The organism is Sinanaerobacter sp. ZZT-01 (genome assembly GCF_035621135.1).
GTDB lineage: Bacteria > Bacillota > Clostridia > Peptostreptococcales > Anaerovoracaceae > IOR16.
Window position 1 is genome coordinate 2,051,324 of record NZ_CP141728.1, and the last position, 26,927, is coordinate 2,078,250.

A 26,927-nucleotide genomic window follows, 5' to 3' on the forward strand; every position below is an offset into this window, starting at 1 on the left:
TAAAAGAGGTGAAGCTGCCCAAATGAATGATGAGTTAAAGAAAAAGCTTGAAAAGTTAAAAGCGATTAATAAAGCAAAAAATAAGAATGAGGAAAAGAAAAATAATATTTTATTGAAAGAATGCATGGAAGCACTACACGATGATGGATTTATACTGGATAACGAAGACGCGCGATTGGTGTATCATGACTTTAAAGGAAGCGTGGTTTTTACTCCCTGGGGTATTGATTGGGAGGAAGGAAAGAAAATAAAAAAGATAAAACATATCCAATTTGAGTCAGAGTTAACAGAGATTTGTTCAAAAGACAACTATTATATTATTTGGGGAAAGGGTTTACCAATAATAAGGTGCAGTTTAAATGCTATAATCAATCATTTAGACGACATTAAAGCGGTTGAAGTTGACACGTGGCTATTTTCGACAGATTATAGTGAGATAATAGAATTTTATCACGAAGGCAGGATTACATTGGGACGGATCGGTTTTTGACAGTCCGCATTGCCAGAGGGGAAACAATGAGAATAACAGAAATTGATTTAGAAATTGAAGATATTGAATGGTATGGAATTGATGAAGATGGCAGAATCGCTCAATTCACATCGGGAGGAAGCAAGGTGGTCCCTGAATTTATATGTGAATCAAGAGAGCGACTTCATACAGTGAGTAAGTTTTTTGAGGATATGAATCCTAATACAGAAAAAGAGGTTACATTTCATGTGAAAGCATCTAAAAATCGGAGCGAAAAATATTTACAAGAATGTAAAATAGTATCTCAAAAAGGTTTGTATTGTTTTGATATTTCTGATGAGCAAGATACAGAAGAGTATGTGCTTATATGTAATCCATCTTGTACATTAATGATTTCAGATTTACCGGTATCGATGCAAGATATTTTACTAAAGTGTAAAATATCGAATAGTAACTTTAGCAAGAATAACACCATTTTAATAGAAGGATCTTATTAATAGATAGCATTACATTTATACAGGTTACCTGATTTAGGCTATAGAAGGAAAGGAATATTCATGTTAGATGAAATCGTAAAAGTAAAAATTGTAAATGAAGAAAAAGAATTTTATGAATGTGAATTAGAGCTATATGAAGAAGAAGCAGATGATTTTGTTAAGCTGGTATTAAAACATCGAGGACAAGCTGATGTATTTCGTGCAGATAATTACTTTGAAGCACTAGAGAAGTTAAGAAGACATTTAGAAAATAGAAATGAAAAAATACTTTGTAAGGGAAGCAATGAAAATGTATATCCCTCTGCAATGCAGCTAAATGCGGGAATCGGACGCAACGCGTATTCGTTCGCATTAGGAAAACAAGCAAAGCTTGCAGATGTAGTGGATATTTTTGAGGAAAGTGATGTTGATAGCTGGGCATCCTGTGATAAACAAAAGGACTTTTTTGAAAGATGGGTCGAAAGCTTAAATAAGTAATCAAGAACAACTTGAGTACCAATTATCAAAATCATTTGAACTCATTTGTGGTTCGTAGATTTTTTGAGAGGAAATTGGTATAATCAACATAAAATAATAGAAAAATGATAGGTCAAATATCCTGGGCGGAGGAATTTGACAATTATATCAAAGAAAATATCCTGAAACGAAATTTTGAAAATGTAGTTCACTTTGAACGGGCAGGAGAATCTGCTGCTTTATCAGTTCCTATGATGGATCATTTTGCCCCGCTGCTCTATGTTTTGGGAGCAGCAAACGATACGGATCAGATTGCCGTTTTTAATGATGCATGTGTGTTAGGCAGCCTTTCAATGACAAGCTATTTAGTGGAATAAGGAATTGAAATGCAAAAGATTATCTTCCATATACTGAAAATGAAGCAATTGAAAAAATCACTTCGGACCAATTTGGCCCGAAGTTTCATTTTTTAGTATTAAAATAAATTTATGCCGCACATTTAAGGGGAATAAATCGTTAAACAATTTGAGAGGGGGTTTTAAATGTCAATTAATATACAGGAACAATATGATAAAATTTATCGCTATTGCTATTATAAAGTAAGAAATACTGGATTAGCAGAAGATCTTACCCAAGAAACCTTCCTCAGATACTTCACTCAAAGCTCATATATGGAGCGCGGTAAAATGTTGGCTTATCTTTATACAATAGCACGAAACCTTTGTATTGATTCTTTTCGTAAAATTTTGCCGGAAAGATTGAATGACGATATACCGGATATGGACTGCTTTGGGAAACTGGAGCTTAGCATTGCTTTACGTCAAGCTCTTGCGACACTGCCGGAACAGGATCAAGAGCTTCTGCTTTTCCGGTTGCCAACGAGCTTTCGGTTGGAGAGATTGCTTCCATCATGGGAATTTCCCGCTTTGCTGTTTACCGAAGGACAAATTCCGCAGTAGCAATTCTGAAAAAATTATTAAGAGAGGAGGATTTTCAATGAATAAAAAATTTAAAAAAGCATTGCAAACTGCTTTTGAAGCGCCGCCTCCTACGGATCAGGAACGTTTTTTAAAACAGCTGCGCTATCCGAAAATTACTTATCAGGAATTTCTATTAAACCAGATTCACTATATCCGTAAGCGAGTATGGATGGCTTCCGCTTTCATTGTTTTGTTTGGCTGGATCGTTGCTTTTCAGCTGCCAGCTTTACAATATTGGAATCCCGATGGAATGAAGATATGGAACATTTCCGCCGTTTTGCCTTTTCTGGCGATGATCACTGTCACAGAAATATATCGTTCAACCTCTTGCCATATGGCAGAGCTGGAGGGGAGCTGTCGGTTCAGTCTGCCGCAAATTGTCATGGCACGAGTAAGTATTCTTGGAGTAACGAATTTTTTTGTTCTCATCGTGCTCTTTATTTTTATACATCAAGTATCAGCGTATAGTCTGTTGCAAATTGTTTCTTATTCCATGGTACCGTATCTTGTCGTCTGTTCCGTTTGCCTGTGGCTGTTGAATCGAATGCGTGGTTCGGATGGTCTATACGCTTGTGCAGTCACGGCAGGCCTTGTTAGTATAACAAGTATTTTTTTTGGAGGTATGGCAGAATCTTTTTATTTGGATACTTACCTGTACGGGTGGTTAATGATTTTTATAGGCTGTTTCATACTAATTGGATTTCAGATGCATAAATTAATCAAACAAATGGAGGAAAAACAATGGAACTTACACTTGACCGAGTGAGCAAAAAGTATGGAAGCAAAATTGCTTGTAATCATATTTCAATTACACTTCAAAAAGGCGTTTATGGGCTTCTTGGAGCTAACGGGGCGGGGAAAACGACTTTACTGAGGATGATGTGCGGCGTGTTAGCGTCAGACTCTGGAACCATACGTTTTGATGGCATCGATGTCAGCCATGAAGAGTATCGGGATGCATTGGGCTATCTGCCGCAGGATTTCGGGTATTATCCTGAATTTTCTGCACTGGATTTTATGCTTTATATTGCAGCACTAAAAGGATTGCCGAAATTAAAAGCAAAGGAAAAAGCATGGGAGCTTTTAAAGAAGGTATCCCTTGAAAAAGAAGCACGGAAAAAAATAAAGACTTTTTCCGGGGGAATGAAACAAAGGCTGGGTATTGCACAATCCGTGCTGAATAATCCCCAGATATTAATTCTAGATGAACCGACTGCTGGTCTTGATCCTAAGGAGCGTGTGCGTTTTCGTAATTTAATTTCACGTCTCGGAGCAGAATATATTGTTTTGCTTTCCACGCATATCGTTTCTGATGTTGAGCATATTGCAAATACGATTCTTGTGATGAAAGATGGGCAGATCCTTCATCAGGGAACACGAGATGAAATAATACAAACTATTGACGGAAAGGTTTGGGAATGTACTCTGCCCCAATCTGGAGCAGATAGTATGTATGAAAGATACCCAGTCATTAATTTGCGCCAGGAAGGCAGTGAGAAGACATTTTTGCGTTTGGTCTCAGATGAAAAACCATGTGATTCGGCGTTAAGTGTACAAGCTACATTGGAAGATTTATACTTATATTATTTTAGTGAGGTGAGTGAAAAATGAATAGATTTTGGGATTTAATCGGTTTTGAATATAAAAAAATACTGCGTAAAAGAAGCGTACAAATCACGCTGCTGCTTGCCGTATTTTTTACTGCATTCAGCGTTGTTAGCACGATTTTGGGTAGCTGTTATGTGGATGGAAAGCCTTACGAATCTAATTATGATGCCATGATTAAGGAGAGAGCCTACGCCCGCACACTTTCAGGGCGTTTGCTGGATGGAGCATTGATTAAAGAAACGATAAACGCCTATGTACAAATTCCTGAATCAGATGTATATCAGGCTACGCAGGAATATCAGACCTTTGCACGCCCTTACAGTTCAGTTTACAATATTGTCCGCGGCGTTTTCAATACCTCTTCCAAACGGTTTAATATGGAAGACTTTCAAATGCTTAACGATACACAGGCAGATGGCTTTTACACTGTTCGGCGGGAAAAGCTGGAAGAATCCATCCTGCAAACGCAGATGAGCGATAAAGCAAAAGATCAGATACTGGCCTTAGATGAGCAGCTAACTGTTCCGTTTCTCTTTTCTTATACAGATAACTACAGACAATTATTTGCATTGGTTAATACTTTGGGGCTGACTGCGGCGTTTGTCATGGCGGTTTGCGTAGCACCTCTGTTTTCTGGAGAATACAGCGCTGGTACAGATCAACTTATTTTATCCTCCAAGCGAGGGAAAAACAGTCTCATTGCCGCAAAGCTTTTTACGGGTTTTTCTTTGGCAGCAATTATTTGTTTCGTTTTATTTGCACTTACATTTTGTATGACAATGGCTATTTTTGGTACGGAAGGCGGAAATTCTCCGCTGCAGCTATACTTAATGTTATCTCCGTATCCGTTGACTATGGGTCAAACGACGCTGTTGCTGGCCGTCAGCATTTTTTTTGCCTGCATGATGACGGCAGCTATTACGATGCTGCTGTCTGCAAAGCTTAAATCCCCCTTCGGCGTAATTGTTTTAGTAAGTGTGTTGCTAATAGCTCCTATGCTAGGAAGTGTTTCGGACAAGAATATACTTCTCTATCATTTATACCACCTTTTCCCAACACAAATGACTTCTCTTGCATCGATAATGGATGTGAATCAATATGAATTTTTTGGTTTAGTACTTCGTCCTTATGTGTTCATGCCTTTATTTGCACTTGTAGTCACTGTATTGTTGACACCCTTTGCCTATCGTTCTTTTAAAAATCATCAAATTGGCTAAAAGTAAGGATATCATCTCTCATCCATACGTTTACATATGACTTACATCATGAAAAAGCTTACAAACAATAATTTATTATGATAGAATATGATAAAAAATCAAAAATAAATAGAGGAGGAAAGCATGAAGAAAAAAACTGTGGTGTTTAGCCTGCTATTGATATTTGCTTTAATCATTCTTGGAGGTGCCTTATTTCTACGCTATGCATTTTCTCCAACAGCAGATGATAAACGAAATTTAAGTTTTGGAGATGCAGAATTATCTGTGGAAATCGTAAATGGGTCCTTTGTAAAACCGATTATTCGTACGTATGAGTTGGAAGAATACCAGTCGTTCTCAGAAGCGAAACGAGAAAAAATACAGAATCAGACATTGGGGAAAATAGAAGGGGATATTCCTTGTGTCTATTTAGATGGTACGAAAGAAAGTCTGAAATTTTCTTTTAAAAAAGATGGAGTAAAAACAAAACCCGATCATGACCCTGAAATTCAATTGACATCTTATCCGGTCACCACAGAGGATCAAGAGCCAGAACGAGTCATCACGGGTAGTTTGTTGAAAGATGAGAAAGACGAATATTTCTACATGCTTTATCGATACCGTACTCAGTATGAAAAATATTTTTTAGAAACCAATTGTCTTCAGCTAAGCTATGAAATAGATGGTAGAAAATATATTTCTATTTTTTCTGTTCATACTTCAAATCCTGATGCAGATTTTTTCAATAATGAAACATTAAAAGAACCCATCCCTCCTGAAAAGTTATACTGAAAGCTCTAATTCTTCCTGTTCAAGTTTTGGGAAAGATTGAAATTCTTTCTGAATTAAAATGACAGATAAAATGGTAGCTAAAAGATCACTGATCGGCTGCGCACAAAAAATTCCCAGCGTTCCGAAGAAGAACGGGAGGATGTAGATAAAAGGAACGAGTGCCAGCACCTGACGGATCAGTGTAATAATACTCGATGCTTTTGGCTTTCCAATGGACTGAAAGAAGGTGGTAGCCAGCATGACAAAACCGAGTACAGGGGCGATGATAAAGCAGAGCAAGGGAATAGGTTGTTTCTGTCACACCAAAAAGTTTCAAAAAATTACTTGGAAAAAGAAGAAGACAAATGGTCAGAAGTACTTCAAAAAATATGGTCAGCAAAAAAGCGGAACTAAAAGACTTGTTTGCATTATTTGTATCCTCTTTGCCTCGATATAGAGTAAATAGCGTGGAGCCACCGGCACTGCACATCAGCCCAAAGGCAATCATCATAAAAGAGAGTGGAAAATAGATTGATAGTGCTGCGAGTGCCGTGTTTCCGTTAAAATTTCCAATGAAAATACGGTCAACGATATTGTAGATTGCCGTAATCAGCAAAGAAGCAGCAGGGATCGAAAATCGCAGGATCATCGGCAAAATCTTTCCCTTAGAAAAATCCGATTGATTATTCATGAGAAGCCCTCCTTATAGGCATAGCTTCTTGAAGCTTCTGTATTACGAGAATTGCGTCTTGAGCCTGTGCGTCTGTGATTTCTGTGATGAGTTGTTGTGCCCATTCGGTATGATAGGCTGTGACATAATGTTGTTCATAGGCACGTCCTTTATCAGTCAATGAAAGTAAGGTAACCCGTTTATCGTAGTCAGCGATGTACTTTTTTAAGATACCCATATCCTCTAACTCGTTGATGAGTTTTGTTACACTTGGTGTTGTGATATTTAATTTATTGCTGACATCACTAACACATACTTCTCCTAATAATTTTTCTTGTTCAAAAATTGCATCAATGACATGAATGTGGCGAGGTTTCATCCCTTTTGGCAATTCCTCCATTGTTTCTGTTATTTTTTTCGCAGTAAAGCAGGCATCTAAAAGCTGCTTGATTGTGGTTGCTGTCATAAACATTTCCTCTTATATAGATAGATTCAAGTACTGTCAAATTTATTTTTATACTTTTTAGAAAAAGGCTCTACAACTCCTCTTTAAAATTAGCGATAGATATTGCGAAGGTCTTTAATATGCCGATAGAGAAATTGTTTGAGTTCTGTAAAAAAGAAAATTAGCTTGCAAGCTGTAAAAAAAGAATTGACTTTTCTTTTTAAGGATAATAAAATTACAATTAGTTTAGCATAATTTGCTTACAGACCCCGAGCGTGTAAGTTGGAAATGTTGATAAATTCCTTATACTTGGGCACCTTAGGAATTTTGAATTAGTGGTGCAACCGACCAACAATTATATTGATTGTTGGTTTTTTTATGTAAAAAAATGGGTATTGATCGTTGTTTTCAAAAATGAATCTGGGAGAAATATATTGAAATATACTACTAATCACAGAGCAGACAGAAAAAAACTTAAAAAATTAGAGTTAAAATCTAATATTTTATTATATAAAAAACTCGCAGATGAATCCTCTGACGGGATCGTATGTTTCAATGAGTCAGGAAATTATATCTATGCCAATTATGTCTATGCGAAATTACTAAATGTAAAGAGAAAGCAATTAATTGGAAGGAATCTTCTCGATTTTTATAAACGAAATGATGCTGAAAAGTTTTTGAGATTACTTGCTGAAGTATGTAGAAGCAAAGAGTGTGTGAATGCAGAATTTGAGTACAATGTAAAAGGTACGTCTCATTTTATTTCTGAATGCTTGAAACCAATTATAGATGTATCCGGTAAGGTGGAAATGGTTCTGTGTACTTTAAAGGATGTCACTGAATTAAAGAATATGGAAACGGAATCGAAAGAGCGGGAATATTTGTTTCATAAGGCTCAGCTCGTTGCTTCTTTGGGCAGCTATGTTCTGGATTTGCAAAAGAACATATATAAGTGCACAGAAGAGTTAGATGCAATCTTGGGCATTGATAAGAGTTATCCGCACAATATGGAAGGATGGCTTAACTTGGTTTGCGCTGAATGGCGCGAACCCTTGTTAAAGAATATGTCTGAAGCAGAATACACTCATAGTAAGTTTGATTTCCAGTATAAGATTATTCGGCAAAATGATGAAGAGGAACGATGGGTTCACGTTCTTGGTGAGTTTAAGTATGATAAAAGTGGAAATGCAGTGCAATTGATCGGAACACTTCAAGATATAACAGGACGAAAAAAAACAGAGGAAGAAATCATCTATTTAAGCTACCATGATAAATTGACCGGCCTTTATAATCGAAGATTTTATGAAGAAATCGTGGAAAAATTGGATGTCGAAAATAATTTCCCTTTGACAGTTATCATGGGGGATGTAAATGGTTTAAAGCTGATAAACGATGCATTTGGTCATTTAAAGGGGGACGAGCTTCTTGAGAAATCTGCATCGGTGATGAAACAAGCATGTCGGGAAGGGGATATTATCATTCGCTGGGGTGGAGATGAATTTATTATTCTCTTACAAAAAGCGGATGAAGAGGCTGCAAGTGAAATTGTTGAAAGGATAAAGCAATTATGTGAAAAAGAATTAATCAATGATATTACGCTCAGCATCTCATTTGGCTACGCAACAAAGACTAATTCTGAAGAAGACATGCTGAAAATCTTAAAAAGTGCAGAAGATAATATGTATAATCATAAAATAATTGAAAAGCAGCTCTTGCGCGGTAAAGTGATTTATAAAATTATAAATACATTTCATAAAAAAAACCAGAGAGAACAAAAGCACTCCGAACGAGTTTGTGAAGTCAGCAGAAAGCTGGGGATGCAGATGGGTTTATCTGCATCCGAATTAAATGAACTTCAGATAGCGGCTTACCTTCATGATATTGGAAAAATTGCAATTCAGGATAATCTGATTAATAAGAAGAGCAAATTGAGTCTACAGGAAGAAATGGAAATAAAAAGACATTCTGACATCGGGTATCGTATTTTAAGCTCCTCTTATAATATGCTGGAATTAGCAGATTACATCTATACGCATCATGAACGCTGGGATGGAAAAGGGTATCCAAATGGATTAGAAGGGAAAAACATACCTATTATTTCAAGAATTATTGCAATTGCCGAAGCTTATGACACATTGGTCAGCGAACAGCCTTATCGAACTGCCTGCAGTAAGGAGGAAGCCCTTTTAGAATTGAAAAAAAATGCGGGTACACAGTTTGATCCTGATATGATCGGGACGTTTGAACAAATTATAAAATGAATCGGATGTAATTCGTATAAAAATATTGACAAAATGAAAAAAGTATTATATGCTTAAACATTAAGTTAGCTTAAGCTAACTTACTGTTTAAGCATATTTAGTAAATGAGCTGGGTGATTGGCATATTATGAGGGTATACATAGAATAAGAGGAAGGGGAATACGGATTATTTTAAAGAGTACCTGACTCAAAATGTTATATAGGAAAGGACTTAAAACCTATGAATCATGTTGGAATTGCCTTCATATTAACGGCTATAGCTGGCTTGTCTACAGGAATTGGAAGTTGCATTGCCTTTTTTGCGAAAAAAACAAATACAAAGTTTCTTTCCGTTTCACTTGGATTTTCCGCTGGCGTTATGATTTATGTTTCTATGCTTGAGCTGTTGACCGGGGCGATGGAAACACTTTCTGTACCGTTTGGAAAAAAGACCGGAACGCTGCTTGCGATTGTATCTTTTTTCGGAGGTATGGCAGTGATTGCGATCATTGATAAACTGATACCGGAGGAGGAAAATCCTCACTCTGTTACTTTGCCAGAGACTGCCGATCAAGTGGTGAAAAAAGACCATAAGCTAATGCGTACGGGACTTCTTACTGCATTGGCGATTGGTATTCATAATTTTCCTGAGGGTTTAGCAACATTTATATCAGCTCTACAGGAGCCGAGTATTGCAATTCCGATTGTGGTTGCGATTTCAATACACAATATTCCGGAAGGAATCGCAGTATCTATGCCGATTTATTATGCATCAGGAGATAAGAAGAAGGCGTTTTGGTATTCTTTTGCATCAGGCCTATCAGAGCCGCTTGGTGCGGTGATCGGCTATTTACTTCTTATGCCGATTATGAATGATACAGTAAATGGTGTGTTGTTTGCCGTTGTTTCTGGGATTATGGTTTTTATCTCTTTTGATGAATTGCTTCCTGCTGCAAGAGAGTATGGAGAAGAACATTTATCTATTTATGGACTCATTGGAGGTATGGCTGTCATGGCAATCAGCTTATGGCTGTTTATGTAAGAGATTAAAAAGCGCCGATTTCGGCGCTAAAAAAAGCAACATGAGTTAGCAATTGCTAACATTGTGAAAAAATTGTTTTTGTATTTTCTTTTTTATACACTAGAGGAACTGGACCCAACAGGATTTGAGTAATAAGGAAGGAAATGCAGCAAATAAGGCAATGAAAAGAACTGCGATATTATACGGTCTAGGCGGCCGTTTAATGTATATTATTTTTTCAGAAAGGAAATAAAAGATTATGAGTAAAATAGCAGTAGTTTATTGGAGTGGTACAGGAAATACAGAAGCGATGGCAAACTTTGTTTTAGAAGGTGCAAAGGCTACAGGAACACAGGCAGACTTACTTACAGCAGGGGAATTTTCTGCGGATAAGATGGATGAATACGATGCAGTTGCGTTTGGTTGTCCGTCTATGGGAGCAGAACAATTGGAGGAAGCGGAATTTGAACCAATGTTTTCTTCAGTAAAATCTAAAATTAAGGATAAAAAAATTGCGTTGTTTGGTTCCTACGGGTGGGGAGACGGCGAATGGATGAGAAACTGGGAGGCAGCTTGCAGTGATGAAGGTGCAAATTTTGTTTGTGATTATGTAATTTGCAATGAAGCGCCGGATGAGGATGGGCAGATGGCTTGCAAAGCTCTTGGTGAATCCTTGACAAAATAAAAAAAGAGAGCTGCCTTAAAATGATAGCAATCATCAAAGGCAGCTTTTTTATTTTTTGTAAAATTTTAAATTGGAAAATCAAGAAAAGCAGTTGGCGGAGTGCGTCTGTCATAAAAGTGCCACCATTCGTATTCATATCCTTCAAAGCCAACACGCTCCATAACCTGCTTCATGTAAGTGGCATTTTTTCTTCCTGTTTCAGAGATCGTTTGGCAGGAAAGGCTTGCTTTTTCTGTAAAATCATCAAATGCAGACGGCATTTCAATTTCATTTCCATTTTGGTCAATTAAAGTTAAATCGACGCAAAGTCCATTTAGATGATTTGCACGAAATTTTGTTACGTTGCTTATATCGGGAGGCGGAGCAACAAAATTTGGATCTGGCAATATCTCATAAAACCGTTTTTGAGCTCGGATTGGACGATAGGCATCTAGAATTTTAACACGATAACCATCCGACTGAAAAATATTTTTTGCTTCAATCAGAAGCTTTGCCGTGTTTTTATTGATGTAGCATTCGTTTGAAGCGTAAATAGCTTGACCGGTAAAGTTATTTGATGTTGCATATTTCAATTCAATTACAAAATCAGGATCCAAATCAAGCAGTCTGACTAAATCTCCTTTGTCATTCATTAGTGCACCTCCTAGTTATTCTTTTTAATTATATGATTACGCGACCATTATGCCAATAGATAAATCTATTTTACAAAAGAAAATTAGAGATGAGCTATTTTTTCTGTACATACCGATAGGGTAAAGAATAGGTGATCTCTGGCATTTACAATACCTTCTCCAACGCGAAGATGATTGATGCGGTTAATTTTATGACTTAGTAAAAAATAAGACAGAAATTTATTTTCCTGTCTTATTTTTATCGTTTAAATTGCTTTAAAAAGCTGTGAAATCTTAGCTTCAAATACGTAAGATGAATGTAGAGACGATGGTAAGGAGTAAAATCCTTTTTTAATCTTATAACAACGATAAATCCATCAATGACTGATGTGTTGGGATCTTTAGACAGATATTGATACATGACGATATTGACGTAATTAATCATATCAATATCAGGTGTGGAAAGAAATGTAAAAAGGTAGTATCGATGGTACTTTGTCGGACGCCTTAATTCAATCTCGAGCATATCTTCAGGTATTTTTTTTCGTATAACTGAGACAATCGTGTCAAAATAATGCTCCACATATCGGAGAAATATTTCCTTTTTTAAAATATTCAACTCATACAGGAGTAGTAGGTAAAAGGATAGTCCTATAAAAATTGCAATTAAGAAAGCGTATAGAAGGCTGTTATAACAGAGAAGAAAGTTTACAAATCCAATCAATACAAACAAATAAGTGTATGGTTGTAGCTTTCTTATTAATTGAAGTCTTTTTTTTTCATATTGAGTTAAGTATATCGTGATCTCCCCCTTGCTGAAAATTAACATTATTCTATTGTACCATAGTAGGTAAGAGATGTCTAAAAGGTGATAGATTGTTTCAATTAATTTTATAGAAATAATAACTATCATCTTCCTTTGTCAAGGAAAGGCAGATAAATCAGATACAAATTTCATACGGTATAAACTATGAAAACAAAAAAATGTCCCGTTCTCAGAAAGAACCTAAAAAAATCATTCTGCATATATATATTTAATAGAAAAGACTGCAAAAAATTAAGTGAAATGGAGTATGATATGGCTATTAAGATCTTTATTGACCAAGGACATAATCCGGTTAACCCAAATGCTGGTGCGGAAGCAAACGGATTGAGAGAACAAGATATCAATTATGAAGTGGGTGTCAGGCTGGCGGCACTCTTAAATGCAAATCCAGACTTTGAGGCAAGATTATCCAGGAATTCCCCAACAGAACAGCTCGGCACCAGTACGGCAACGAGTCTGCAAACCAGAGTATCTATGGCAAATAATTGGGGAGCAGATTTCTTTATCAGCTTACATTGCAACGCAAGTGAAATTGTATCGGCAAGTGGCAGTGAAGCCTTTGTATTTTATGAAAACAGCCCGGCTTACTATATGGCAGAGCGCATTTTAGAAGGCTTAAACTATATGACAGGATTGCAGAACAGGGGAGTTTTCACTCGACCATCCCTCTTTGTACTTAGAGCAACTGCAATGCCATCGGTGCTAGTGGAAATGGGATATCTCACAAATCCAAATGATGCGTACTTGTTATCCACAGATCCTCAAAGCTTTGCAGTAGGTATCTATAATGGCATCTTAGCGTATTATGGATTATTATAGTAATCTGTATGGAAGCAATAGCGACATTCTAAGTTTAAATGAATGTCGTTTTTTTATTTTAGGACATGCTCGGGTCGCTAAATTTTATTTCTTTTGGGAGCTCAAATAGTCCTCTTTATAATTTTTATACATTTTTAGAATTTCAGGATGTGAATCTAAAAAATGATTGATAATCGTAATTTTTTCTAATGTAGATGAGCTAATCGCATGTTCGATCATTTCAGTATCTTTTAAAAGTGTTTCCGTTACACCTAGTTTTGTTAAAAAATTTTCAATAACAGTATGCCGTTTATAAAGGAAAAAACCCATTTCTGTCCCTTTTTTAGTCAGCTGGATGACACCGTATTTCTGGTAATAAACAATCCCCAGTATATTTAGCTTTTGAATGATTTTTGTCACAGAAGATGGGCGTACATTTAATTCTCTTGCCACCTGGTTCACACGGATGTACTCTGTGTTTAAGCTCATACGGTATATCATTTCCACATAGTCTTCCATACTGGAAGTTAGTAATTTTTTTTCATCATTAAGGCGTTGATAGCCGCGCGTTGTATAAAACTCATTTTGTTTTTCCAAAAAAGCTCATCTCCTTTTCGTAATTTAGTAGCAAAAACATGAGAAGTTTCATATTTTAAAGTTAGCCGTAGGAAATTTTATTTCCTATGATCAACTTATGTTTTTTATATGAAAATTATTAAGGAGTTTTTTATGAATAAAGAATGGATGACTTTAGATAAATTGCCGGCAGGCAGATTTGGAGAAGTAAAAAGAATTACAGCAGATGGTCAGGCAAGGAGAAGGCTCTTAGATTTGGGGCTGATTAATGAGACGAAAGTTGAATCACTTCGAAAGAGTCCGGCAGGTGATCCGACGGCATATGAAATACGGGGAGCAGTTATTGCATTACGGTCAGAGGAAGCATCAAAAATCTTTGTGAAAATGGTGTGAAAAGGAGGAGTTGATAGATGGGTCTTACCAAGCAGGCTACCGGACTGGCTGCGTCAAGAGAGATAACGAAAGCAGAGATAGAGTCGGAAGAACATATGGTTGTTGCGTTAGCCGGCAATCCCAATACGGGGAAGAGTACGGTATTTAACAATCTTACAGGGCTGAACCAGCATACAGGAAACTGGCCGGGAAAAACAGTAGTAAATGCGCAAGGGAAGTATATATATAAGGATAAAAAGTATCTCTTAATCGATTTGCCGGGAACGTACTCTTTGCTTGCGAACTCGGCGGAGGAACAAGTCGCAAGGGATTTTATCTGCTTTGAAAAGCCAAATGTGACGATCGTTGTGGCAGATGCGACCAACCTGGAACGAAACCTTAATTTGGCATTGCAGATTATGGAAATGAGTGAAAAAGTAATTCTCTGCGTAAACTTAATGGATGAAGCACAGAGAAAAAAGATAACAATTGATTTAGAAAAGCTGTCTAAGCTTTTAGGCATACCGGTGATTGGGACTTCTGCAAGAATTGATAAAGGATTAGTACCATTAAAGGATATGATTGAAAAGGTTGCATGCGATGAAATAGTCCCATCTCCTATTCAGGTGGAGTATGATGAAAAGATAGAAAAAGCAATCGAAGAAATGCAAACGGAAATTAAGAGTTGTTTTGGTAGCAAAATTAATTGCAGGTGGGCTGCTTTACGTCTGATTGAAGGAGATGAACCACTTGTCCGATCCTTGCAAGAAGCTTTGGATATGGACCAAGAAGAGTTAACTGCGTTACAAGAGAAAATTACTAAAGTGCAGGATTCTCTAAACAAAGAAAAGTTCACGATGGAAATTCTGCGCGATCAAATTGCATCGGGTCTTGTTCAAACGGCAGAACGAATTGGAAAAGAAGTCGTTTTAAATGAAAATAGGATGCATAACGCACAGGATCGGAAGATTGATAACGTTCTGACTTCAAAAATATTTGGCATCCCAATCATGTTAGCCCTTTTAGGTGTTGTTTTTTGGATTACCATTGCAGGGGCAAACGTTCCTTCGGCATTGCTCGCTGATGCTTTATTTTCACTGGAAGAGAAGCTGACAGCATTTTGCAGCTGGATTGGAATTCCAAATTGGTTACAGGATGTATTAATACTGGGAATATACCGTACAGTGGCTTGGGTAGTATCCGTGATGCTTCCTCCTATGGCAATCTTTTTCCCGTTGTTTACTTTATTAGAGGATTTGGGTTATCTGCCGAGAGTTGCGTTTAATTTAGATCACTACTTTAAGAAAGCCTGCGCTCATGGAAAGCAAGCGCTGACCATGTGCATGGGCTTTGGATGCAATGCTGCTGGCATCATATCTTGTAGGATTATCGATTCTCCAAGGGAACGTTTAATTGCCATTATCACCAATAATTTTGTGCCCTGCAATGGGAGATTCCCCACTATGATTGCACTTGCGAGTATATTTATCGCACATGGATTTGGAAAATTTAATTCTTTTATAGCAGCATTTGTAATCCTTATCTCAATTTTACTTGGTGTATTTATTACTCTGTTTATATCGAGGCTGCTATCTCAGACGATTTTAAAGGGGTTACCATCTTCCTTTACATTGGAGCTTCCTCCTTACAGAAAACCGCAAATTGGGCAGGTTATTATCCGGTCTGTATTTGACCGAACTTTATTCGTATTAGGTAGAGCTGTAACAGTAGCTGCCCCTGCAGGGTTGGTTATTTGGATTATGGCTAACATTACTTTTAATGAGATCAGCTTGTTAGATAATTGTGCTCTATTTTTACAGCCATTTGCGGAACTGTTGGGGTTGGATGGTTACATTTTAATGGCATTCATTCTAGGTCTGCCTGCGAATGAGATTGTAATACCAATTCTGATCATGAGCTATCTTTCAAAGGGATCTATGCTGGAATTGGGAAGTCTTTCTGAAATGCGTACATTGTTTATTGACAATGGATGGACGTGGCTAACAGCGGTCTGCACGATGATCTTTTCTTTAAATCATTGGCCTTGTGCTACGACGCTTTGGACGATCAAAAAGGAAACACAGAGCTGGAAATGGACGGGAATCTCTTTCCTTGTACCAACGGCAACGGGAATGGTCGTGTGCTTTATCGTTGCACAGACGGTTAGATTGCTTGGTCTGGTATAAGTGGAGACATATTAAAAACATGCATTTGTTAACTGTTTAAGTATAACAGATGCATGTTTTTAAAGTTTTTATACTAAGAAAATGGTAATAATTATGCTATAATAAATATGCTTTATGCAACAAAATCAGCATATTTGATTTCGGATGCATTAATTGCACCGAAAAAGCCAATCGGATCAATGATTTGCACTTATGATATAATTTTATTTATAATAATTTTTAAAATAGCAGTTTAAAGTATGCCTTCTGGATTCGCTGCCTGTGAAGAGAAGAGGAATTGTAATAATTCGTGCGTTTTGGTTCATAATTCTATTATACGATAAAAACAATTGATTAAAAAAGTTTTGGCAGGTAAACGAAACAGAAGGCTGTAAAAGAAGATTAGGTTGAAAGAATTTCAATCAACCGCTATCTTTTCAAAGTTGATAGGGTCATTTGTGTCGGTAGCAAGAATGGAGATTAAAAATGAAATCACTTGAAGGGAAAGAAAAGCTTTTTCGGAGTTCACCTTTGTTTTACGGCATGGATTCAGATGAGATTAAAAAATGTCTGGGATGCAGCCAAGCCTATTTGAAAAACTATAAGAAAGAAGAAGTCTTGTTTCACGAAGGAGATATTCCTGAATATTTATTTATGCTGCTTGACGGAGCCGTTACGATTTGCCGTCACTCTATTTCAGGAAAGAGAACTGTAATCACGACATTTCATAAGAGAGGTGAATTATTCGGAGAAGTATATTTATTTCTGAAAGAAACCAATTATGATTCGTTTGCAGTTGCGACTAAGGACTCTCAAGTGCTGAAAATTCCGAAACGGTTTTTTTACCATACGTGCGGAGAAATGTGTTCACACCATGAGAATCTGATTAAGAACATGCTTGCAATCCTGGCAGGGAAAGCGCGCTTTTTAAATAAAAGGGTGCAGATGATGGCAAGCGGCAGTCTTCGTCAAAAAGTAGGAAAAGTTTTGCTTGAAAATGTACAAGCAGATGGCACGGGGTTCTTGAAGATGAATCGGGAAGAACTGGCAGATTATCTGGGGGCTACAAGGCCTTCGATCTCTAGAGAGTTAATGAAAATGAGAGAAGAGGGGCTTATTGAGGTATCCGGTAAATGGTTTCGATTGCTTAACCTTTCTGAGATGGAAGAATATTTGTAAATTTATTGGTTACAATTTCTATTATAGTAACTGATGTTACAGATTATTTGTAAGCATATTGTTATGCTTACCTTAAAAGGAGGCGATACCATTGAAGAAGAATTTAAAGAATATTGATTTTTCAACTGTCTTACCATTTGTGGAACAGACAAACTATTTGCCCGGTCAAGTGGTGAGTAAGACTCTTGCTCAAAATGAAGCTGTTAGTCTCACATTATTTGCTTTTGACAAAGGAGAGGAAATCAGTACGCATGCTTCTGAAGGGGATGCATTAGTACTGCTCTTAGATGGTGCCGGAGAAGTGACCATAAATAACGAAACCTTTCAACTGAAAACGGGAGACTCAATCGTTATGCCGGCAGGTCAGCCACATTCTGTATATGCACCGGAACGTTTTAAAATGTTTTTAATCGTAGTATTTCCAAAAAGAGAGGAGAATTTAGAATGAAAGCAAAAGTTAACGAAGGCTGCATTGGGTGCGGTCTATGTGAAGGAATCTGCCCGGATGTATTTCGTATGGGGGCAGATGGTGTTGCAGAGGTGTACGGTGAGGTGACACCGGATCAGGAAGAGCGTGCGATAGAAGCAAAAGAGAGCTGTCCGGTTACAGTCATTGACGTAAAATAGAGTTGCGTATTGTAGGCGAATGATAAAAAAGTGGAAATGGGAATCAAGGATTCCCGTTTCCACTTTTTTAGGTGCAGAAAGGCTTGTTAAATCACATGGTATTCCTTTAATAATTTTTCGATTTCTGTTCCTTTAATTTTCTTTAGAATTTCTTTTAATGCAATTTTTTCTTTAAAACCAAGTTGCATTTCTGTTATTTTTTTCCCATCACGTAATTGTACCGAAGCTTTAAGAAGGTCACGAAGATCATAAACACTTCCCCAAACCTCAGGAACACCACGGTCAATGTCTAAAAGTGTGTAGACAGCTTCCATACCGGTACGGATGGAGTATTCCGTGGTAAAAATGGTGTCACGTGCTGTTTCAGCAAACTGACCGAGGAATGCAAAGTTGACGGCTTTTTCAGGGACAACCAAAGGACGATCTCCTTTTTCGCGAGGCATAAAGAAAGCGGTAACATACGGCATCATGCAAGGTATGGTGTTGGCACTTTTTTCAGAAAGCTCCGGGATTTCAGATTCCGGCACTCCTATGTGATAGAGCCATTCCATACAGATTTCTTTACCAGTGCATTCACGCATTGTTTTTTTGATGTAGTTGCCGGGCTTATTACTGAAAAGTCCGTAGACCCAGCCGACCAGCTGATCTTTCGGCTGCGAACGGAACTGTGGCTGGCGGTTAAAAGTCCAGCTCAAAAGCCAATTGGAGTCTTTCACGGTAACAATGCCTCCGGTCACGACTTTTCCGGAGAAAGGATCCCGTTTGCAGATTTTTTGTATATAAGGCGGAATCTTATCATCGAGAGTGGTAACGGTAGCACTCATCCAGTTGCTTTGTTCCGGATCATAACAAAATTTATTCGGATTTCCGAAAGAAGAATCTTGAGCAGCAATCTTACGCCACATATCCCATCCGCCGCCTTCTTTAATTTCCGTGTGGAAAGGTGCGGGCTCATTCTGACTGCCGAGGGAGGAATTTTCAACACACCCGCCATTGGTAATAAAGAGAAGGTCGTTTTCTGTGAGTTCAATGTTTTTTTCTTCGTCACCATGGTTGACTACAATACCTTTTGCTGCTTTTTTATCTGTATTTACATCAAATTTTACATTAATAACCTTCGTATCATATTGAAACTGAACATTATGAGATTCCAGATAGCGAATCATTGGCAGAATCATAGATTCGTACTGATTATATTTTGTAAAGCGCAGTGCAGTAAAATCGGGAAGCCCTCCCACATGGTGGATAAAACGTCTGAGATACAGTTTCATTTCAAGTGCAGAATGCCAGTTTTCAAATGCAAACATAGTGCGCCAGTATAACCAGAAATTAGAATTCAAAACTTCATCGCTGAAGTATTCGTCGATTCGTTTATTGTAAAGTTCGTCATCAGAAGTAAAGAACAGGTGCATGATTTCCATAGAACCCTTGTCCGAAAGGTCGAACTTTTTGTCTGTATGTGCATCTTCGCCGCAATGAACCGTTGCACGCATCAGAGAATAATTCGGGTCCTTTTTATTTAGCCAGTAGTATTCGTCTAAAACGCTGATTCCTTCTGTTTCAATCGAAGGAATGGAGCGGAACAAATCCCACATGCATTCGAAATGATTGTCCATCTCCCGTCCGCCACGCATAACGTAACCCAAATTTTCATAGAGATATCCGTCACATGCACCGCCTGGAATTGGATCTTTTTCTAGGATGTGCACCTGATCTCCTTTCATCTGTCCGTCACGGACAAGAAAACAAGCAGCTGCCAGTGCGGCAAGGCCGGAGCCTACAATGTAGGCTGATTTTTGGTCAACATTTTCTGGTTTTTGTGGGCGTGCAAACGCCTCATAATTACCGCTGGAATAATACATAATAAAGTTCACCTCCGTTTATTTTTAACTCTATTTTCATTTTAGCAAAATTAGCCAGTGAACGGAACAAAGAAATAAAGAAATCAGGGAATAAGTCCATTGTGAAAACTTTATTACAATGCAATGATAATGTGATAAGAATTTTGTTGACATAAGACCGAAATCAGATATAATGTAGTGGCAAGAATAGTTAAATAACGAATACCATCAAGGTGCCTCATGTGAGGAGAATAGGGAAGAGCGGTAAAAGCCGTCGCGGACCCACCACTGTAATTGATGACAAAGCCCACAAGCCACTGGATGTTTTATCCGGGAAGGGAGGGCGGCGGATGAATCATGAGCCAGGAGACCTGCCTTGATAGAGACAAGATAGAATAGGGAAATTCAGATTTTGTCATGTATACATATAGATTCCAAAAATGGGAGAATCTTTTAGTATTTTTTTACTAATGGGTTCTTTTTTTTATACCCATAGACACCTTTCTGGGGGTTTTCTATTCAATGATAAAAAAGAAAGGAGGTGAATTGTTTGTTTATGTCTGTATTCGGTCTTTTCATTGCTACGCTGATTCTAAGCTTAAAATCCGGTTTGATACTGGGAATGTCGCAAAGAAGTGCGAAGCAAATGGTACTTATTTCTCTTTCCTTTGCAATTTGCTTAGGAATTTTGGTTTTGCTCTTTGAGCCAATGCAAGGCATGATGGTTGATATATTAGATAAATATACCTTTGCAGGCTCTGTTCTAATGGCGCTTTTTTTAATTTATTTAGGAATAAATGGAGAGGAATGTAGTGCTTGTAGTGAAAGAAGCACTTATAAAAATAATATTATAGTTTTATTGCCCTGCCCGTTGTGTCTGATCGCATTGGCACTGACAGTGATTTTATTAGGCCCGCCTTTGAAATTGCCGCCCGCATGGCTGGGATGGGCGACCGCTGCTATCTTTTTTATCCTGCTGCTTCTCGTTTCTTTCGGGATAAGAAGGTTGATGAAAACAATATCCATTGATGCAGAATCCATCCTAAATACTTTTTTGCTGATTCTAGGTACCTTTACTTTATGCTGTGGCTTGTTTATTCCCAGTTTAGTTCAATCCATGGCGACACAATTTTCGCCGATTACCTTAGAATCGGGACGATGGACTTTAAGTGCAGTGGCAGGAATGGTTGCGTTACTCATAGCAGGTTATGTAAAACATACTTTTATTGAAAAAGAAGGAGAAAGAAACAAATGACAATTCCAGGTTCAGAGTATTTGACAAAGATAATTCATGCAGCATCACAGTGTTTATTAATCCCTGTGATTATAGGACTAATAATACTTTTGATTTATGGGTTAATGGAATTAGGGAGCTTTCTGGGGGAAAGAAGAACAAGAAAAAAGAGGAAATCCTTTCAATTACTAGAGACAGCAATTAATACAGAATCGGAATTCCCATGGCAGGGGAATCAGATAAAGCAAATCATAGAAAAGAGTTGCTTTAGTACAAGACAGACAAAGCTTGTAGGCGATTTATTAAAAGAATCCAAGCTTTCAAAAGAGGCAAAAGAACTCATCGCAAAAGACATTTTGGATCAGGAGGAAGCACAGCTTCGGCGCATTCTTAACAAAACAGATTTATTGGCGAAGGTTGGGCCAATATTGGGCTTAATGGGAACTCTAATTCCTTTGGGACCCGGATTGGCTGCGCTTGGTCAAGGTGATTTTGTTGGATTGTCGGAGGCAATCATCGTGGCATTTGATACGACCGTTGTCGGAATGCTCATCGGTGCGGTTGGTGCCCTTATCTCTAAAATACGCAATGCTTGGTACAATCAGGATTTGAATACGCTTGAAATGGTATTGAACTTGATCATTGGAGGTGATGAGCATGCTTGATCGAAGAGCGAAGCGAAACCGTTTGTGTGAAGAAGAGGTCGATCCGATAGCCGGGTTGGCAAATTTAGTCGACGTTATGCTGGTATTTTCCTGCGGCTTATTGGTAGCCTTGGTTATGAGCTGGAATTTGCAGGATATTCTTTTTCAGAAGGTGGATGTTGAAAAAGGGCGTCAGCTCGTTGAGGTACCAAAAATCGAACAAAGTGGCGGTGAAGGCTACAGTGAAATGGGTAAGGTGTACGAAGATCCCGAGACCGGAAAATTAATTCTGATCGAAGAGGTACCGGCTGGCAGTAAGCAATAGAGAAGTGAAAGGAGCAGAATCGTGATTTCAAGGACAGAACGAAAGAAGAAAGCATTTGCTTGGGTTGTATTATTTGCATTGCTGTTCAGCATATGCGTGCCGTTTGCAGCTGTATTTGCAGAGGAACCAAGGAGCACAAGCAGCGTAGAAGAGGAAAATGCGACGAAAGAAGACTCAGAATCGACAACCGGTGCGGCCATAACATATTCGCCGTTGGAAAGCGGAGACACGGTTAAGGTTACGATGATTTTAGGCAGTGCATCAACTTATGTACCGCAGTTAAGCAGTGCCTATGAGTTAATCAAAGAGACCGGTTATTCCTTAGACGTTAAGCTATACAGCACAAAGGCAGTGCGGGACTATCCCGATGTCATGAAAGAGAGGCTTGCTGAAACTGATGTTTTGATGCTGGAGATGATCGGGCAGGAAACAATGGATACGCTTTTAAAAATGATTCAAAGCGATTTAAAGGGCAAGTGTTTTATTACCAATACAACAGTGGTTTACGGAGAAAATGAGATTGATTACACGAAGTCGGATGAAATAAAAAAATATTTTACAAATACCGGCGTTGAAAACATGAGACGGCTGCTGCTGCTTTTGGGTACTTGGAGTGAAACTCCGCTGCAGGTATCCGAAGCGATTGAACCCATAGCTTCGCCCTTGCCGACCGACATAGGCTTTATCTACCATCCGCAGGCAAAGAAGCTTCCGTTTAATACAGACCGCCTGTCAGAGAAAATTTCAGAATTGGGTACAGATCCCCAAACATTGAAATTAATTTATGATTCCATTGTACAGGCATGTGCAACGATTACGGATGAAGAAGTTAAAGAGCTCGCTTTAAACTTGGGAAAGGCAACCTTGCAATTCACTGCCAATTTGTCAGATACAGAGCTGAATGAAGTTCTTTCTTTGGAAAGCAGTGGGACGGATGCTGAAATTATTGAGATTATAAATACCTCCAAGAATAAGGTGGCTGACTTGGAGGGTGTATTTGAAACACTGGACGGATATTTGGGCTGGTACAAAGGCTCGGGGAAGATGAAAAAAGATGGGCCTTGGGTCGGCGTGACGACGCAGAGAACCTGGTATGTTGCAGAGGACATTCAAATGCAGCTGGATTTGATTGATCGCATTGAAGCAAAGGACGGCAATGTCTTGTTTGCAATCCCCCCGACCTCCAGCAGCAACCGTGATAAATTTGTCCGTAAATTGTTCATGAAAGACGGGAAGAGTCAAGTTGACGTATTGATTACGGTTTTGGGTTTTAATTTTTTCAGTACCGCGGAGAAAAGCGTGGATCTATTTAAAGAATTAGGCGTGCCGGTTTTGGCTCCTACGCAGACGGACAGCTTAGATGAATGGGAAAAAGATAAATATGGAAACCAAGTTAGTTTAACTACGCAGGTAGCTTTGCCGGAGCTGGACGGTCGAATCGAACCGATCTTTTTAGGCGGAATCAAAGAGGTGGAAGACAAGGACGGAAACTATATTGAAAAAAGAATGCCTCTGGATTATAATACTGACCGCTTAGCGGGACGGGCACTTGCCTGGGCAAAAATGAAAAAGGCAGAGAATGCAGATAAAAAGGTTGCTCTCATTTACTATAACCATGATGGCGGAAAGGACGGAATCAAGGCATCTTATCTGAATGTTGCCGATAGTGCCTCAAACGTATTAACGAGACTAAAGACAGAAGGTTATAACTTTGACGGCGATCTTGATTTGAGCTCGGAGGGCTTAAAGAAACTCATCGACGAGAAGGGTCGAAACATTGGAAGCTGGGCACCTGGTTGCTTGGACACTCTGGTACAAGCGGGTGCAATCACGATTCCTTTAGAGGATTATTTAAGCTGGTATCAGAAATTACCGGCATCGATGAGAGCAGAGGTTGAAACGCAGTGGGGAGAAGCTCCCGGAAATGTCATGGTGCAGAATGGAGAAATTGTGATTCCCGGAACGAAAATGGGAAATGTCTTTTTTGGACCTCAACCGATGAGAGGCTGGGGGGACGATCCGGATTCCATTACGCATTCTGCAACCTTGCCTCCGACACACCAATACTTAGCTTTCTACTTGTGGCTGCAAAATGAATTTGAAGCCGACGCCGTGATCCATTTGGGAACACACGGAACGCTGGAATGGCTGCCGGGAAGAATTGTAGGACAGGGAGAGGATGATTATTCTGATCAATTGATCGGAAACATGGTCAATGTTTACCCTTATATTGTCAACAATCCGGGAGAGGCGGTTCAGGCAAAAAGAAGAAGCTACGGTGTTACCATTGGTCATATGATACCACCTATGCTTCAGGCGGGGCTTTACGGTGAGCTGCAAGAACTTCAAACCTTAATGATTGATTACCGTACTTTAGTAAGCGACGGACTAACGGAACAGGCAAACGTAAAAAAAGACTTTATTCTAGAAAAGGTAAAAGCGTTAGGCTATGAGGCTCAATACGGCGATGCGTTTGAAACCGACTTTGATAAGGCGGTTGAGCAGCTTCATCATGAGCTTGAGGAGCTTGCGGAAGAACTGATGCCTTATGGTCTGCATACCTTGGGGACGGCGATGTCCGGAAACGTTTTAGATCAAATGGTTGACTCCATCGTAAATTACGATAAAGAAAACAGGGAGCCTTTAAGAGATTCTATTCGGGCAGGGTTATTGGCGGTTCCATCTGAACTTGATGCTATAATTGCGGCACTGAACGGCAGTTACATTGAACCGGGTCCGGCCAGAGATCCAATCCGTGTTTTGGATGCAATGCCGACTGGGCGTAATCTCGTTCCGTTTGACCCGAGGCAGGTTCCTGACCGGGCGGCTTGGGAAACCGGGAAAAAGGCAGCCGATGCACTGATTGAAGCATATAAGCAGGAAAAAGGTGAATATCCGGATTCCGTCGGTGTGGTGCTATGGGCAATCGAGACCATGAGAACAAGAGGAGAGACCGTTGCAGTGATCATGAGATTGATCGGAGTAGAGCCAGTATACGGCTCAGGCGATAAGGTGACGGAAGTGAAGGTGACGCCGATTGAAGAACTGAATCGGCCCAGAATTGACGTGTTGGTTACCATTTCAGGACTATTCAGAGATACGTTTGGGACGACCATCGATGTCTTGGACGATGCATTTCGTAAGGTTGCCGCACTCGATGAGAGTAGCGATCAAAATAAGGTTCGCAAAAATTATCTTGCATTAAAGGATAAACTCGTAAATAGCGGTGTTGAAGAAACAGAGGCGGAGTCTCTTGCGGCTTCGAGAATTTATGGTTCTGCACCGGGAAGCTATGGAACAGGAGTATCCGATCTGACCGAAACGACAAGTGCTTGGGAAAAGCAGGACGATCTGATTGAGGCGTATATGAATCGCATGTCGTATATCTATGGAAAAGGTGTTTTCGGAAAACAGGCGACGGAGAGCTTTATTGAAAATTTAAAGAACGTTTCTACGATTACACAGGTAAGAGATTCCATTTGGGGAACCTTAGACAATGATGACGTAGCGCAATATTTGGGTGGATTGAAGTTGGCTGCCGAAAAATATTCGGGAAAAGATCTCCTGACCTACATCATCAATACCCGTGAAAACGGAGATCCGAATGTACAAACCCTGGAAGAATTTGTTCGTACAGAAATTCGTTCGAGGGTGCTTAATCCGAAATGGATTGAGGGTATGCTGAAAGACGGCTATGCAGGTGCCGCAGAGATTGGCGATCATATTAAAAACATGTTCTTGATGGATGCAACGGCAGGGGCCATTGACGATTGGTCCTGGCAAGAAATTGCGGAAACCTACATATTTAATGATGAAATCAGAGCGCAATTAGATCCGTACATTGTACAGTCTATCATTGGATGGAATATGGAGGCTGCCAGAAGAGACATGTGGAGTACGGATAAAGCAACCCTTGAAAAATTGGCCGACACTTATGTGCAAACTCTGGTGAAAAACGGGGTGGTATGCTGTCATCATACTTGTGGGAATATTGTATTTAATGAGTGGGTTGCGGAATATTCTACTTTAGATAAAGATACATTAAAGCAATTTGAAACAATGCTGGCTGAGGCAACCAATAAAGATGTAAACATTAAAATAGAAGATACAACGAAAACAAAATCGAAGAAGGAACAACAAGAAACAACGGTTCCGGTGACACAGGAGGTATCAAAGGAACCTGTACAGACGGCTGAAACTGAGCCTGCTCCAAAAACGGACACACAACCAGTGGCAAGCATACCGGCAGCGGAAGAGCTTAAGCAGACTTCCAATGAAGAAATGCAAATTTCTCAGAAATCGGTAAAACCGGCGGCTGGACAGGAAGAGAAGGAGAATACCCTTATTGCAGAGAATGCATCCAGTGCCGGAAAACAGCCGGAAACGGCAAAACCGGAAGATGGGGAGAATGCCCAGGAAATAACGACCAAGGCATATGAGCTAACCGAGAAGGAGAATGCACAGAGCAATACGGGCAAAAAGGCAGTTGCAGCCGGAGCGATTGTAATGGCGATGTCGGTTGTAGGTCTGTTCCTTAAGGGGTACCTGGCAAAGGGGAAATAGCTTGACTTAGCAATATTAATTTGGAGACTGGATATTTTTGTCCGGTCTCTTCTCTTATCATTGACTGGCTTTGCATATAAAAGCAAAAAAAATTAGCAAAAAAGGAATTGGGCAGAGTGTGACGTGAA

General features: G+C 39.0%; 27 protein-coding genes, 1 pseudogene and 2 riboswitches. Of the genes and pseudogenes, 22 read left to right on the plus strand and 6 right to left on the minus strand.

What is annotated here, in order from left to right; translation table 11 throughout:
* Positions 1-22 precede the first annotated feature (22 nt).
* The 9 genes from U5921_RS09850 (at position 23) to U5921_RS09890 (ending at position 5,998) form a co-directional block, all read left to right on the plus strand.
* Positions 23-490, plus strand: a complete 468-nt coding sequence (locus U5921_RS09850; protein WP_324822891.1) for a hypothetical protein — start codon at positions 23-25, stop codon at positions 488-490.
* 26 nt (positions 491-516) lie between these two features.
* Positions 517-966, plus strand: a complete 450-nt coding sequence (locus tag U5921_RS09855; RefSeq protein WP_324822893.1) for a hypothetical protein — start codon at positions 517-519, stop codon at positions 964-966.
* A 60-nt stretch (positions 967-1,026) separates the two neighbouring features.
* Positions 1,027-1,443, plus strand: a complete 417-nt coding sequence (locus U5921_RS09860; protein ID WP_324822895.1) for a hypothetical protein — start codon at positions 1,027-1,029, stop codon at positions 1,441-1,443.
* A 104-nt stretch (positions 1,444-1,547) separates the two neighbouring features.
* Complete coding sequence (locus U5921_RS09865; RefSeq protein ID WP_324822897.1) at positions 1,548-1,799, plus strand: hypothetical protein; 252 nt, start codon at positions 1,548-1,550, stop codon at positions 1,797-1,799.
* A gap of 165 nt (positions 1,800-1,964) precedes the next feature.
* Entirely contained in the window at positions 1,965-2,381 is a 417-nt protein-coding gene (locus U5921_RS09870) for an RNA polymerase sigma factor (RefSeq protein ID WP_324822899.1), read from the plus strand.
* A gap of 37 nt (positions 2,382-2,418) precedes the next feature.
* Positions 2,419-3,168 carry a hypothetical protein gene (locus U5921_RS09875; RefSeq protein ID WP_324822901.1) on the plus strand — a complete coding sequence of 250 codons (750 nt, stop codon included), beginning with the start codon at positions 2,419-2,421 and terminating at the stop codon, positions 3,166-3,168.
* A complete protein-coding gene (locus U5921_RS09880) occupies positions 3,144-4,013 on the plus strand; it encodes an ABC transporter ATP-binding protein (protein ID WP_324822903.1) in 870 nt (289 codons plus the stop codon). The genes U5921_RS09875 and U5921_RS09880 overlap by 25 nt, the downstream gene beginning before the upstream one ends.
* Positions 4,010-5,227, plus strand: coding sequence for an ABC transporter permease (locus tag U5921_RS09885; RefSeq protein ID WP_324822904.1), 1,218 nt, complete (start codon positions 4,010-4,012; stop codon positions 5,225-5,227). The genes U5921_RS09880 and U5921_RS09885 overlap by 4 nt, the downstream gene beginning before the upstream one ends.
* A gap of 123 nt (positions 5,228-5,350) precedes the next feature.
* Positions 5,351-5,998 carry a hypothetical protein gene (locus U5921_RS09890; protein WP_324822906.1) on the plus strand — a complete coding sequence of 216 codons (648 nt, stop codon included), beginning with the start codon at positions 5,351-5,353 and terminating at the stop codon, positions 5,996-5,998.
* Here U5921_RS09890 and U5921_RS16220 read toward each other — a convergent pair.
* The 3 genes and pseudogenes from U5921_RS16220 to U5921_RS09900 form a co-directional block, all read right to left on the minus strand.
* Positions 5,990-6,238, minus strand: coding sequence for a hypothetical protein (locus tag U5921_RS16220; protein WP_417765003.1), 249 nt, complete (start codon positions 6,236-6,238; stop codon positions 5,990-5,992). The genes U5921_RS09890 and U5921_RS16220 overlap by 9 nt on opposite strands.
* Before the next feature lie 34 nt (positions 6,239-6,272).
* Positions 6,273-6,668, minus strand: a pseudogene (locus tag U5921_RS09895) (MATE family efflux transporter); the annotation flags it as partial.
* Complete coding sequence (locus U5921_RS09900; RefSeq protein ID WP_324822910.1) at positions 6,661-7,113, minus strand: hypothetical protein; 453 nt, start codon at positions 7,111-7,113, stop codon at positions 6,661-6,663. The gene U5921_RS09900 and the pseudogene U5921_RS09895, both read right to left, overlap by 8 nt.
* 254 nt (positions 7,114-7,367) lie before the next feature.
* A riboswitch (cyclic di-GMP riboswitch) is annotated at positions 7,368-7,451 on the plus strand.
* 75 nt (positions 7,452-7,526) lie between these two features.
* Here U5921_RS09900 and U5921_RS09905 point away from each other — a divergent pair.
* The 3 genes from U5921_RS09905 to U5921_RS09915 all read left to right on the plus strand — a co-directional run bounded on the left by U5921_RS09905 (position 7,527) and on the right by U5921_RS09915 (position 11,038).
* The gene (locus tag U5921_RS09905) at positions 7,527-9,353 is read left to right on the plus strand and encodes an HD domain-containing phosphohydrolase (protein WP_324822912.1); all 1,827 of its coding nucleotides are present in this window, start codon (positions 7,527-7,529) and stop codon (positions 9,351-9,353) included.
* Positions 9,354-9,573: 220 nt separating this feature from the next.
* Positions 9,574-10,374, plus strand: a complete 801-nt coding sequence (gene zupT / locus U5921_RS09910; protein ID WP_324822914.1) for a zinc transporter ZupT — start codon at positions 9,574-9,576, stop codon at positions 10,372-10,374.
* Between the two features lie 238 nt (positions 10,375-10,612).
* Positions 10,613-11,038 carry a flavodoxin gene (locus U5921_RS09915; RefSeq protein WP_324822916.1) on the plus strand — a complete coding sequence of 142 codons (426 nt, stop codon included), beginning with the start codon at positions 10,613-10,615 and terminating at the stop codon, positions 11,036-11,038.
* Positions 11,039-11,103: 65 nt separating this feature from the next.
* On the opposite strand, the gene U5921_RS09920 is transcribed toward U5921_RS09915, so the two are convergent.
* The gene (locus tag U5921_RS09920) at positions 11,104-11,670 is read right to left on the minus strand and encodes a M15 family metallopeptidase (protein WP_324822918.1); all 567 of its coding nucleotides are present in this window, start codon (positions 11,668-11,670) and stop codon (positions 11,104-11,106) included.
* Positions 11,671-12,727: 1,057 nt separating this feature from the next.
* Here U5921_RS09920 and U5921_RS09925 point away from each other — a divergent pair.
* Positions 12,728-13,294, plus strand: a complete 567-nt coding sequence (locus U5921_RS09925; RefSeq protein WP_324822920.1) for an N-acetylmuramoyl-L-alanine amidase — start codon at positions 12,728-12,730, stop codon at positions 13,292-13,294.
* 84 nt (positions 13,295-13,378) lie between these two features.
* Here U5921_RS09925 and U5921_RS09930 read toward each other — a convergent pair whose 3' ends face one another.
* The gene (locus tag U5921_RS09930; RefSeq protein ID WP_324822922.1) at positions 13,379-13,870 is read right to left on the minus strand and encodes a metal-dependent transcriptional regulator; all 492 of its coding nucleotides are present in this window, start codon (positions 13,868-13,870) and stop codon (positions 13,379-13,381) included.
* A gap of 132 nt (positions 13,871-14,002) precedes the next feature.
* Here U5921_RS09930 and U5921_RS09935 point away from each other — a divergent pair, with 132 nt between their 5' ends.
* The 5 genes from U5921_RS09935 (at position 14,003) to U5921_RS09955 (ending at position 18,192) form a co-directional block, all read left to right on the plus strand.
* Positions 14,003-14,242, plus strand: a complete 240-nt coding sequence (locus U5921_RS09935) for a FeoA family protein (RefSeq protein WP_324822924.1) — start codon at positions 14,003-14,005, stop codon at positions 14,240-14,242.
* A gap of 17 nt (positions 14,243-14,259) precedes the next feature.
* Positions 14,260-16,407: a ferrous iron transport protein B gene (feoB, locus tag U5921_RS09940; RefSeq protein WP_324822925.1), complete on the plus strand. Its 2,148-nt coding sequence runs from the start codon at positions 14,260-14,262 to the stop codon at positions 16,405-16,407.
* A gap of 465 nt (positions 16,408-16,872) precedes the next feature.
* Positions 16,873-17,565, plus strand: coding sequence for a Crp/Fnr family transcriptional regulator (locus U5921_RS09945; RefSeq protein ID WP_324822926.1), 693 nt, complete (start codon positions 16,873-16,875; stop codon positions 17,563-17,565).
* A gap of 91 nt (positions 17,566-17,656) precedes the next feature.
* Positions 17,657-18,013 carry a cupin domain-containing protein gene (locus tag U5921_RS09950; protein WP_324822928.1) on the plus strand — a complete coding sequence of 119 codons (357 nt, stop codon included), beginning with the start codon at positions 17,657-17,659 and terminating at the stop codon, positions 18,011-18,013.
* Positions 18,010-18,192, plus strand: a complete 183-nt coding sequence (locus U5921_RS09955; protein ID WP_324822930.1) for a ferredoxin — start codon at positions 18,010-18,012, stop codon at positions 18,190-18,192. The genes U5921_RS09950 and U5921_RS09955 overlap by 4 nt, the downstream gene beginning before the upstream one ends.
* An 86-nt stretch (positions 18,193-18,278) precedes the next feature.
* Here U5921_RS09955 and U5921_RS09960 read toward each other — a convergent pair whose 3' ends face one another.
* Complete coding sequence (locus tag U5921_RS09960) at positions 18,279-20,054, minus strand: oleate hydratase (RefSeq protein WP_324822932.1); 1,776 nt, start codon at positions 20,052-20,054, stop codon at positions 18,279-18,281.
* A gap of 193 nt (positions 20,055-20,247) precedes the next feature.
* Positions 20,248-20,427, plus strand: a riboswitch (cobalamin riboswitch).
* Positions 20,428-20,589: 162 nt separating this feature from the next.
* Here U5921_RS09960 and U5921_RS09965 point away from each other — a divergent pair.
* The 4 genes from U5921_RS09965 to U5921_RS09980 are packed head-to-tail and all read left to right on the plus strand — an operon-like array spanning position 20,590 to position 26,799.
* Positions 20,590-21,288 (plus strand): DUF2162 domain-containing protein, encoded by a 699-nt coding sequence (locus U5921_RS09965; RefSeq protein WP_324825982.1) that lies wholly within the window; start codon positions 20,590-20,592, stop codon positions 21,286-21,288.
* Positions 21,285-21,932: a MotA/TolQ/ExbB proton channel family protein gene (locus U5921_RS09970; protein ID WP_324822934.1), complete on the plus strand. Its 648-nt coding sequence runs from the start codon at positions 21,285-21,287 to the stop codon at positions 21,930-21,932. The genes U5921_RS09965 and U5921_RS09970 overlap by 4 nt, the downstream gene beginning before the upstream one ends.
* Complete coding sequence (locus U5921_RS09975; protein WP_324822936.1) at positions 21,925-22,236, plus strand: DUF2149 domain-containing protein; 312 nt, start codon at positions 21,925-21,927, stop codon at positions 22,234-22,236. The genes U5921_RS09970 and U5921_RS09975 overlap by 8 nt, the downstream gene beginning before the upstream one ends.
* 21 nt (positions 22,237-22,257) lie before the next feature.
* Positions 22,258-26,799 carry a cobaltochelatase subunit CobN gene (locus U5921_RS09980; protein ID WP_324822938.1) on the plus strand — a complete coding sequence of 1,514 codons (4,542 nt, stop codon included), beginning with the start codon at positions 22,258-22,260 and terminating at the stop codon, positions 26,797-26,799.
* The last annotated feature ends 128 nt before the right edge of the window (positions 26,800-26,927 follow it).